The sequence below is a fragment of the Pseudogemmobacter humi genome, from assembly GCF_900609055.1.
Classification (GTDB): Bacteria; Pseudomonadota; Alphaproteobacteria; order Rhodobacterales; family Rhodobacteraceae; genus Pseudogemmobacter; species Pseudogemmobacter humi.
Window position 1 is genome coordinate 43,275 of sequence record NZ_UXAW01000085.1, and the last position, 8,785, is coordinate 52,059.

Here is an 8,785-nt window from a genome sequence, read left to right on the forward strand (position 1 = left end):
CTGCCCGCCCGGGATGATCCCGGCGGGGCCTGTCGCTGGAATGATTATAAAGTGCGCTTGCCCCCGGTTTCAATGGAAAACGCAAATTTCCGCCATTGCGTTCGCGGGTGCAGCACCCTTGCCCTGGGTTCGGTGCCTCTGTTAGAGGAAAAGCAGGAGAAGATCAGACGGATCGGGGAGAAGATGGGGCGTTATCCGAACAAGTTCGACCGGGAAGACCTGCTGGCCTGCGCAAGGGGCGAGCTTTTCGGCCCCGGCAACGCCCAGCTTCCCGAACCGCCCATGCTGATGATGGACCGCATCACCGAAATCTCGGAGGATGGCGGCGAACATGGCAAGGGCCATGTGGTGGCGGAATTCGACATCCACCCCGATCTGTGGTTCTTCGCCTGCCATTTCCCCGGCAATCCGATCATGCCGGGCTGCCTCGGGCTTGACGGTCTGTGGCAGCTGACCGGCTTCAACCTCGGCTGGCGCGGATGGGAGGGGCGCGGCTATGCCCTGGGCGTCGGCGAGGTCAAGCTGACCGGCATGGTCCGCCCCGAGCGCAAACTGCTGCGCTATTTCGTCGATTTCACCAAGGCGGTGCAAACCCGCCGGCTGACCATGGGTGTGGCAGATGGCCGGGTGGAAGCCGACGGCGAGACCATCTATCTGGTCAAAGACATGAAGGTGGCCCTCTCGGCCTCGTGATCCCTAGGTAAGGACTATAACCGTATGCGTCGCGTCGTCATCACCGGCCTCGGCATCGTCTCACCCATCGGCAACAATGTGGCCGAAGTGGAAGCCAGCCTGCGCGCCGGCCGGTCGGGCATCGTTTTCGCCCCCGATTACGCCGAACGCGGCTTCCGCTCGCGGGTGCACGGCCAGCCGCAGATCGTTTTCGAGGACCATATCGACAAGCGCGACCTGCGCTTCATGGGCGACGGCGCGGCCTATAATTTCATCGCCATGAGCCAGGCGGTCGCCGACAGCGGGCTGGAGGCGAAAGACGTCTCGAACGAGCGCACCGGGATCATCGTCGGCTCGGGCGGGCCTTCGACGAAATCCTTCTTCAAGGCGCATAACATCGTCTCGGAGACCGGCAGCCCGAAGCGGATCGGCCCGTTCGGCGTGACCAAGGGCATGTCCTCGACCACTTCGGCCTGCCTCGCGACGCCCTTTAAAATCAAGGGCGTGAACTATTCGATCACCTCGGCCTGCTCGACCTCGGCGCATTGCATCGGCAACGGCGCCGAGCTGATCCAGTTCGGCAAGCAGGATATCGTGTTCGCCGGCGGCGGCGAGGAACTGGACTGGACGCTGTCGTGCCTGTTCGACGCCATGGGCGCGATGTCGTCGAAATACAACGACACGCCCGACCGCGCCTCGCGCCCCTATGACGCCAATCGCGACGGTTTCGTGATCGCGGGCGGCGGCGGCGTGGTGGTGCTGGAAGAGCTGGACCACGCGCTGGCGCGCGGCGCGAAGATCTACGGCGAAGTCACCGGCTACGGCGCCACCTCGGACGGCCACGACATGGTGGCGCCGAGCGGAGAAGGCGGCGAGCGCTCGATGAAGCTCGCGCTCTCCACCCTGCCCCAGGGCCGCCGCATCGGCTATGTCAACAGCCACGGCACCTCGACCCAGGCCGGCGACATCACCGAGATCGAGGCGATCCGCCGCGTCTTCGGCGAGGAGAACATGCCGCCCGTCGCCTCGACCAAATCGCTGACCGGCCATTCGCTCGGTGCGACCGGGGTGCATGAGGCGATCTATTCGCTGATCATGATGAACAAGGGCTTCATCGCCGCCTCGGCCAATGTCGAGACCCCGGATCCGGCGCTTCGCCCCGGCGAGGTGGTGACGGAACTGCGCGAGGCCGAGATCGACAGCGTTCTGTCGAACAGCTTCGGCTTCGGCGGCACCAATGCCACGCTGGTGATGAGCAAATACAAGTCTTGAGGGAGCGCGGCATGGCCGGACTGATGCAGGGAAAACGCGGCCTCGTGATGGGTGTCGCGAATGACCGTTCCATCGCCTGGGGCATCGCCTCGGCGCTTTCCGCCGAAGGGGCGGAGCTTGCCTTCTCTTACCAGGGCGAGGCTTTCGGCAAGCGGGTCGAGCCGCTGGCGGCCTCGGTCGGCTCGGATTTCCTCGTCGATGTCGATGTGACGGATGAGGACTCGCTCGGCCGCTGCTTCGACGCGCTGAAATCCCGCTGGGGCAGGCTCGATTTCGTGATCCATGCGGTGGCCTATTCCGACAAGACCGAACTCACCGGCCGCTTCACCAATACGACGCGGGCGAACTTCCTGAATTCGCTGAACATCTCGTGTTTCAGCTTCATCGACGTGGCGCGGCGCGCGGCGGAACTGATGCCCGAGGGCGGCAGCCTGATCACGCTGACCTTCCAGGGCTCGAACCGGATCGCGCCGAATTACAATGTGATGGGTGTGGCCAAGTCCGCGCTGGAATCGGCGACGCGCTATCTGGCGAACGACCTCGGGCCGCAGGGCGTGCGGGTCAATGCGATCTCGCCCGGCCCGATGAAAACGCTGGCCGGATCGGCGATCGGCGGCGCGCGGGCAACCTTCCGCCATACCGAGGAAAACGCGCCTTTGCGCAAGAACGCCACGCTGGAAACCATCGGCGGCACCGCGGTCTGGCTGTGCTCGGATTACGGCGCCGCGACCACCGGCGAGATCGTCCATGTCGACGGCGGCTATCACATTCTGGGCTTCCCCCAGGCCGAAAACATCTGACATGGCCGGGCTCCGCCGCCGGGCGTGAGGCCGGGGGGCTCCGGCAACTTTCCGCGCTGCCCGGCGGCACTGAGGCGGTTCATGCAAAGCAGGTGAACGCCGCTGGTTCGCTAGAGCCCGCAACACGGCGCGGGAAGATTGCTCCCGATACCGGATCATGACCCTGAACGGACATATCCGGGCGAAGACCTCAGATCTCTGCGCCAAAGGCGCCGAATGACCGGGACTCGCCCGTGATGCCATAGGCGCTGCGGAGGCCAGGGCCGGCAAGCGTCCCACCGACGATTGCCACATGGGAAACCAGTGCGGTTAACCCACTGATTACCATGCGATATTTTCCGAAGGATGGAGCGGGAGCGGGAGACGCGCTCCAGCCAATCCCGAGCAGGGAATATATCTCTTATTTTATTGCCAATCTCAAATCGACATGGAGCGGATTGTTGTACAGATTGGTGCTCAAGTCTAGGTGCTTGTCCCGCTGACCTCAGCGATCATATCCGCCCGAAACCCCGACCAGACCTGATCCCCAGCCACCACCAGCGGCCCCTCCCGCGAGCCTGCGATCCTCGCCAGCCGCTCGACATCATCCGGCCAGTCAGCCCCTGCCCTCTCCTCATAGGCCAGTCCGGCCTGATCCAGCGCGCGCTTGGTCGCAACGCACGGGCCACAACCCGGCGAGGTGTAGATGATGATCATGGGAGAGATCCTATTCGTGATCGTGAGGCACGTTGTTGAAGCTATCGAGCCATTGCATCTTGTGCCGCATGAGATCGGGTGTGCCGAAGGATACCCATAATTCGCCCATGCCCGCACATTGCGAACACCGCAGGCCAGCCTGAACTGCAACAAAATCGAGCCCTTCCCCCGGCGCTACAACGTCAAGCCGACGCTGATCGAGGGAATGTAGGAGTACCCGGTATCGACTGGGTATATTTCATGATTTCCCTGAACGCTGCATGTACGATCATATGTGGACGCTGCGCAACAGGTATTGCACACGGGCAGTAATAACCTTCAAATTTTCCACGCACTGCTGGCCAAACTAGCTTCGAAAATTTCTGGTCGGGCGAACGCCAACAGGCCTCGCGGCTCTCGTTCGAGTTTTCGCTGTCTTAGGGCCAAATTTTACAGCATCCACTTTCCTCGCAGCAAACATCGCAGCAACCTGCGACAATCCACTTTTGAAGCCAGACAAGGCATGAAACTCAAGAAAGGTATGAGTTCCAGTTTTATTATCAATCATTGGCGTCGGATCATCAAACTGCCACTTCTTAACCCTATTCAGTTCGTCACGCCTCTTTTTCCCCTTCTCAAATATCTCCCTATATCTTCGCGGAGCTATTCCAATAAAATGCTCAACAAGCACTTTATCAGAATCCCCCCTTGATACCGTCAATGCATCCCCACTCAGCTCGAAGGCCTTACTTTTAGCATAAGGCTCAATGTAAACTATTCGCGTGACGCCAGCTGCAATGAGATGTTTTGCACAGTTATGACAGGGAAATGTAGTCACGTATATCGTGGATCCCAGTGTCGACCTACCTAAACGCGCAGCATCAGCAAGGGCAGACATTTCAGCATGAGTTATCCTTCCAAATTCAGTAATATCAGAAATAAATGCATCTTTCAAAACATGATCCAGAGCCGGGTCTCTCAACACTTCAACAGGATCAAAATTCATTTTATCGAGCTTCGACAGGGCATGCACAAAGTCGTATATTAGTCTTGTAGTCTCAAGTTTATTTGGCTCAACTCCCCTCTCAATATCGCGCTGAGGGTAATCATCATCACACCAATAATTCCCCCCTTGCGACTTAGGCACCTCATTACACCCAAGTGTGATAACATCTCCAAACTTGGACATTATGGCAGCACCTACCTGCCTACTAAGATCAAGCGTTCGAAATGATGCCGTCTTCGCAAGAAAGCTACCAAACTCATCTCGTGTCGGGCTAATCATATTAGACCCAAAGAATGCCTCTATAAATCTGCCAATTTGAGATCCAATTTCGTTTGCGTTCCCACCAACGAACACATCCGCGCTATGATATACGTTTATAAGGCTTTGGCCAAATGGTGAGCCGGCCTCATCTTTATCCCTAATAATAAGCTGTCTGGCTTCGGATTCGCGTTTCACCTGAGATAGTTCTGGAGCCTCTCTGCCCACAATGCTTAAAACAGATTGAAACTGATCCCCTTCACTCACCGCTATAGAAATCTGAACGAACTTCTTGCCGTATACCTTCGAAAGAAGATCTGCTTCCTGCTTTCGCTTGAGCTGACGAACAATATATGCCTTCTTTGAAGCCTGGAATATCCTTGCGTTTTTTGCATTCAGCTCCCTCGGCTTATTGAATTTAACACGATTAGCCACAATTGAGGCAATGGCGACTCTAGCAAGAAAATCCTGCTTTCCGGAGTACCTAACCACGTCATTCATAAGATTTATTTTCTGGGTATATGTATCAATTTCAAAACTGGAGAATTCATGCAGCATCGCTTTCAAATCGCGCGTCAGGTGAATAACAACGGCTTCATACCCGACCTTCATAAGTTCAACCCTTAATGCCTCTTGAGCAGCATCAATATTGCTACCCAATGGGCCCACCAAGCCAAAAACGAGCTCGGGCGTAAGGACGTCCATATGATTTTCTGAATCACCCCCAATAGAATTAATATCTTCGCTCAAAATACACCTCAAGTTTCGGCGAACTTCCAGCTCCCAGTGAAGAACTGATCTTGCAATAGTCAAGCAAAAAGAGATACTGGACGTGCCCCAACATTCCGCAAACATTGGAGAACACCATGCCCGCGATCAAGGATTGCCAAGCAGCCGCCCAAGCAAGAGACGCGGAGTTTGCGAAGGAAGTCCTTGAAATTGCTGACCAATCTGACAGGAAAACGGCCCTGCTGCCGGACTCCATCAGGCGCGCAATGGCATCTTATCTTGAACCAGAATCTGATCCAGGTAAGCCATGGGAAACTTGGCTCTAACCCCCGCAGCCCGCCCCTCCGGCGGGCTTCTTCATGCGCGCCCCAGCCTGAGCCAGAGCGCGTCGAGGAATAGCGAGAACCGCCAGTCCGGTTGCGGTGTCACTTGACGCCCCACCTTGCGAAGATCGACCAGGACGCGGCCACCGCCCCGCCGTCAGCGGTCAGCAGATCTGGAAAATGGCTGATCAATCGCACCCCGCGTCGATCAGCGCGATCAGCCGGGCCCCGGTGACCACCGCCCGGTCATCCGCCGAATCCGCCAGGGCCGCCGCATGATCGGTGCGCGCCTCCCGCGAACCATCGCAGAGCGCATCACCGCTGGTTTGCGTCCCGTTCACGCAGCCAGCGACGAGCAGCGTCAGGGTCATTGCCGTGATCAGGCGCATCATCCATTCCTTTCCGGGTTTTCGCATAGCGTTCTGCGGCCTCCAGCGCCGTCTCTTGCCGCGCTGACGCCCTGCCCCGCCACCACGCAACGGCAAGGGCGGCGATCACCGCCCCTGCGCCGGCCAGCCAGCCGGAGAATTCGGTGAAAATCCATGTCAACATTTCTCGCTCCAATCCGGCAGATCCACGGTCTGGCCAGCGAGAGCATGGGTGCAGTCGCCCAGGAACTGGATGCGTCCGTCCGTCACGAAGCTGTGGCAGCACAGACAGTCGCATGGCCAATCCGGATCACCGGATCTGTCGCAATGCTTGCCGTTCGGCTGGACAAAATGGCCGCTCTGAACGAGGATCGACGGGGTGAAGGTTGGCGCATCCCCGCTTCCATTCCATCCCCACCGTGGCCCCGACCCATTCCCGACCGTCACACGATGGGTCTCGTTGCAGCCAGGACAGCGGAATGCCAGGCTACCATCGGTAAGGCGGTTGAGTTTTGTGCCAACAAGAATTGTCACGTCGCCCATCCGAACCTCCGGGCAAGCGCATAGGCGCCCTCGGTCAGGGCTCCGATGCCTGCGCCGATCAGCAGCACCAGATCCGGCTCTGCCGCGGCCGCCTCGGGCGGGCTGAACAGGCCATAGGCGACCAGCGCGCCCGCGATGTAGCGCGCGAGGATACGAGAGAGGGGAGCGATCATTTGGACCTCCAGAGCAGGTTGCTGATGATTTCGACGATGCGGGCCAGCCAGCCCGGCTGGGTCGCGGCGGCCGGTGCGGCCGTGGTGCGTCGGGCGGTCCTGACCCGCTCGCGGATCAGATCGCCCACCGCCAGCGGATCGCCGGGCTGCGTCATGCCGGGCAGCCAGGTGATGTCCCATTTGCCGCGCTGCGCGATGCCCAGCGTGGGCTGCACCTCGGCATGGGTCAGCACCGTCTCGCGTGTCACCGGGATCTGATACTGGTCGCAGAGCGCAACCAGCAGGTGCGTCAGCGCGGCTTCCTGCGCGGCGGTGATCGGCGCAGAGCCGGGCTTGAACGGCCGCTCCTGCGCGCCCGCCATCGCCGCCAGCGCCACGCCGATACTGCCGGTGTTGCAGTTGAGCGTGTGGGCAGCATAGGCACCGGGTTTCAGCGGCCCGGCGTTCGCCCGGACCGGATGCAGCCCGCTATGCAGTTCCCCGGATCCATCGAGGATCAGGTGATAGTGTTCCTTGTCGAGGCCGGTCGGCTTGTGAGGCCCGCCGGTCCAGTGGATGATGATGCGCTTCATCGGCGCCTCCTGTCGCTGGACATGAAAAAGCCCGGCGCGGTGGCCGGGCGGTTTATACACACTTATTTGCGCATCAATGCTTGACTGTGCTGTGGAAAGTATGTATATATGTATTCAGAAAGGAGGGGCGATGGAGCTTGAGACAAACTCACGAAAGCTCCTGAAGGTTCTGAAAGAAGCGGGCTTCGAGGAAGTGTCCAAGAAGGGATCACACCTCAAACTTCGGAAAGGGGATCGAACCGTGATCCTGCCCCACCCGAAGAAAGACCTGCCGCCCGGAACCGTCAGGAGCATCTACCAGCAGGCCGGGCTTCTTTAGCCCGGTCTACCCATCGCCCCCTCCCTACGAAACAACCACACGGGCAAATGTCATGCGCTACTACATCGCTATCGTTCACCAGGACGGGGACAGCGCCTTTGGCCTGACCTTCCCCGATCTTCCCGGCTGCTTCGCCGCAGCCGATACATGGGACGCCATTCCCGCCGCCGCGACCGAAGCTCTTGATCTGTGGTTTGAAGATCAACCGGACGCTGAGCCCGCATCTCTCGACGGCCTTCGCCGTCGGAAGGACGTGGCCGAAGCCATGGCAGGTGGGGCCGTTCTTCTGCCGATCCCCTACATTCCTGCGGATACTGCGGTCGACCGTGTAAACATCACCATGGAGCGCAGCCTGCTGCGCGCCATTGACGAAACCGCCAGGGCCAGAGGGATGACCCGCTCGTCCTTCCTCGCCTCGGCCGCACGGCGGGAACTGGTCGGGGTGACGCCCTGATCAATCCCGCCGCGCGAGCAGCGTCTTGATGTCCCGGCGGACCTCATCCAGCATTGCGTTGGTCGTGTCGCGTGCCTCCTTGTGCGCGCGCAGATCCTCTTCGCGTTGTCGCCAGAGCCTGCGGATCTCAGCCGCGTTGGCTTTGGTCCGCGCCTCGCCGCGCACCAGCCAGACGATCAGCGCCACCAGAGCCAGCAACTGCGCCCAGACAGCTTGAATGATGGCCAGGAGGCCGTGTGGGGTGTCAGGCATCGTATCTCCTGCGCATGAAAAAGCCCGCCGGAGCGGGTCAGAGTGTCATCCAGGCTGCGATCAGCCATGCGGCGAGCGGCAGGATCAGGAGCCAGCAGGCCATGGATCGGCCCTCACCAGCCCCAGCACGGCGAGCGCGACACCCACGTCATCACCAATGACCGCAGCGAACCGGTCGGGGTGCGTCAAGCGCCAGATGACGCAGCGCCTCCCATGCGGTGACGCGGATCACCAAGGCATTTGTCGCACCGCCACGCGCGCGCCAAATCTCCGCCCCGGGTCAGAGCCGGATCACAGCAGCCCGGCATCGCCACAGATCAGCTGGGCGATCTGCTCATGGCCGTATTTGTTCGGATGCAGCCCGTCCAT

Annotated in this window: 12 protein-coding genes; 5 read left to right on the forward strand and 7 right to left on the reverse strand. The window is 59.9% G+C overall.

Annotation, left to right across the window (positions count from 1 at the left end; genetic code table 11):
• The first annotated feature begins 183 nt into the window (after nucleotides 1-183).
• Genes fabA through XINFAN_RS14890 form a run of 3 tightly spaced genes read left to right on the forward strand, consistent with a single transcriptional unit; the run spans nucleotide 184 to nucleotide 2,744 of the window.
• A complete protein-coding gene (fabA, locus tag XINFAN_RS14880; RefSeq protein ID WP_124087654.1) occupies nucleotides 184-693 on the forward strand; it encodes a bifunctional 3-hydroxydecanoyl-ACP dehydratase/trans-2-decenoyl-ACP isomerase in 510 nt (169 codons plus the stop codon).
• Between the two features lie 24 nt (nucleotides 694-717).
• Entirely contained in the window at nucleotides 718-1,944 is a 1,227-nt protein-coding gene (gene fabB, locus XINFAN_RS14885; protein ID WP_124087655.1) for a beta-ketoacyl-ACP synthase I, read from the forward strand.
• Nucleotides 1,945-1,955: 11 nt separating this feature from the next.
• Nucleotides 1,956-2,744, forward strand: coding sequence for an enoyl-ACP reductase FabI (locus XINFAN_RS14890; RefSeq protein WP_124087656.1), 789 nt, complete (start codon nucleotides 1,956-1,958; stop codon nucleotides 2,742-2,744).
• 462 nt (nucleotides 2,745-3,206) lie between these two features.
• Here the strand turns inward: XINFAN_RS14890 and XINFAN_RS14895 are convergent, their stop codons facing one another.
• The 6 genes from XINFAN_RS14895 to XINFAN_RS14925 all read right to left on the reverse strand — a co-directional run bounded on the left by XINFAN_RS14895 (nucleotide 3,207) and on the right by XINFAN_RS14925 (nucleotide 7,391).
• Complete coding sequence (locus XINFAN_RS14895; protein WP_124087657.1) at nucleotides 3,207-3,440, reverse strand: glutaredoxin family protein; 234 nt, start codon at nucleotides 3,438-3,440, stop codon at nucleotides 3,207-3,209.
• A gap of 346 nt (nucleotides 3,441-3,786) precedes the next feature.
• The gene (locus XINFAN_RS22530; RefSeq protein ID WP_160144630.1) at nucleotides 3,787-5,388 is read right to left on the reverse strand and encodes a deaminase; all 1,602 of its coding nucleotides are present in this window, start codon (nucleotides 5,386-5,388) and stop codon (nucleotides 3,787-3,789) included.
• A gap of 535 nt (nucleotides 5,389-5,923) precedes the next feature.
• Nucleotides 5,924-6,124, reverse strand: a complete 201-nt coding sequence (locus tag XINFAN_RS14910; RefSeq protein WP_160144631.1) for a hypothetical protein — start codon at nucleotides 6,122-6,124, stop codon at nucleotides 5,924-5,926.
• 156 nt (nucleotides 6,125-6,280) lie between these two features.
• On the reverse strand, nucleotides 6,281-6,646 hold the full coding sequence (locus tag XINFAN_RS14915) for a ubiquitination-like system serine protease family protein (RefSeq protein ID WP_124087661.1): 366 nt from the start codon (nucleotides 6,644-6,646) through the stop codon (nucleotides 6,281-6,283).
• Nucleotides 6,634-6,819 (reverse strand): hypothetical protein, encoded by a 186-nt coding sequence (locus tag XINFAN_RS14920; protein WP_124087662.1) that lies wholly within the window; start codon nucleotides 6,817-6,819, stop codon nucleotides 6,634-6,636. Before XINFAN_RS14920 ends, XINFAN_RS14915 begins: the two co-directional genes overlap by 13 nt.
• Nucleotides 6,816-7,391, reverse strand: coding sequence for a peptidoglycan recognition protein family protein (locus XINFAN_RS14925; protein ID WP_124087663.1), 576 nt, complete (start codon nucleotides 7,389-7,391; stop codon nucleotides 6,816-6,818). The genes XINFAN_RS14920 and XINFAN_RS14925 overlap by 4 nt, the downstream gene beginning before the upstream one ends.
• A gap of 130 nt (nucleotides 7,392-7,521) precedes the next feature.
• On the opposite strand from XINFAN_RS14925, the gene XINFAN_RS14930 reads away from it, so the two are divergent.
• Together XINFAN_RS14930 and XINFAN_RS14935 are read left to right on the forward strand one after the other, a co-directional pair.
• The gene (locus XINFAN_RS14930) at nucleotides 7,522-7,710 is read left to right on the forward strand and encodes a type II toxin-antitoxin system HicA family toxin (protein ID WP_124087664.1); all 189 of its coding nucleotides are present in this window, start codon (nucleotides 7,522-7,524) and stop codon (nucleotides 7,708-7,710) included.
• A 52-nt stretch (nucleotides 7,711-7,762) separates the two neighbouring features.
• On the forward strand, nucleotides 7,763-8,164 hold the full coding sequence (locus tag XINFAN_RS14935) for a type II toxin-antitoxin system HicB family antitoxin (protein WP_124087665.1): 402 nt from the start codon (nucleotides 7,763-7,765) through the stop codon (nucleotides 8,162-8,164).
• Here XINFAN_RS14935 and XINFAN_RS14940 read toward each other — a convergent pair whose 3' ends face one another.
• Complete coding sequence (locus XINFAN_RS14940; RefSeq protein ID WP_233352225.1) at nucleotides 8,165-8,416, reverse strand: hypothetical protein; 252 nt, start codon at nucleotides 8,414-8,416, stop codon at nucleotides 8,165-8,167.
• Between the last annotated feature and the right edge of the window lie 369 nt (nucleotides 8,417-8,785).

Excerpts from the sequence above, each read along its gene's own strand:
- fabA (WP_124087654.1), top strand. The coding sequence starts at position 184 with ATGGGGCGTTATCCGAACAAGTTCGACCGGGAAGACCTGCTGGCCTGC.
- fabB (WP_124087655.1), top strand. The coding sequence starts at position 718 with ATGCGTCGCGTCGTCATCACCGGCCTCGGCATCGTCTCACCCATCGGC.
- XINFAN_RS14890 (WP_124087656.1), top strand. The coding sequence starts at position 1,956 with ATGGCCGGACTGATGCAGGGAAAACGCGGCCTCGTGATGGGTGTCGCG.
- XINFAN_RS14895 (WP_124087657.1), bottom strand. The coding sequence starts at position 3,440 with ATGATCATCATCTACACCTCGCCGGGTTGTGGCCCGTGCGTTGCGACC.
- XINFAN_RS22530 (WP_160144630.1), bottom strand. The coding sequence starts at position 5,388 with ATGGACGTCCTTACGCCCGAGCTCGTTTTTGGCTTGGTGGGCCCATTG.
- XINFAN_RS14910 (WP_160144631.1), bottom strand. The coding sequence starts at position 6,124 with ATGCGCCTGATCACGGCAATGACCCTGACGCTGCTCGTCGCTGGCTGC.
- XINFAN_RS14915 (WP_124087661.1), bottom strand. The coding sequence starts at position 6,646 with ATGGGCGACGTGACAATTCTTGTTGGCACAAAACTCAACCGCCTTACC.
- XINFAN_RS14920 (WP_124087662.1), bottom strand. The coding sequence starts at position 6,819 with ATGATCGCTCCCCTCTCTCGTATCCTCGCGCGCTACATCGCGGGCGCG.
- XINFAN_RS14925 (WP_124087663.1), bottom strand. The coding sequence starts at position 7,391 with ATGAAGCGCATCATCATCCACTGGACCGGCGGGCCTCACAAGCCGACC.
- XINFAN_RS14930 (WP_124087664.1), top strand. The coding sequence starts at position 7,522 with ATGGAGCTTGAGACAAACTCACGAAAGCTCCTGAAGGTTCTGAAAGAA.
- XINFAN_RS14935 (WP_124087665.1), top strand. The coding sequence starts at position 7,763 with ATGCGCTACTACATCGCTATCGTTCACCAGGACGGGGACAGCGCCTTT.
- XINFAN_RS14940 (WP_233352225.1), bottom strand. The coding sequence starts at position 8,416 with ATGCCTGACACCCCACACGGCCTCCTGGCCATCATTCAAGCTGTCTGG.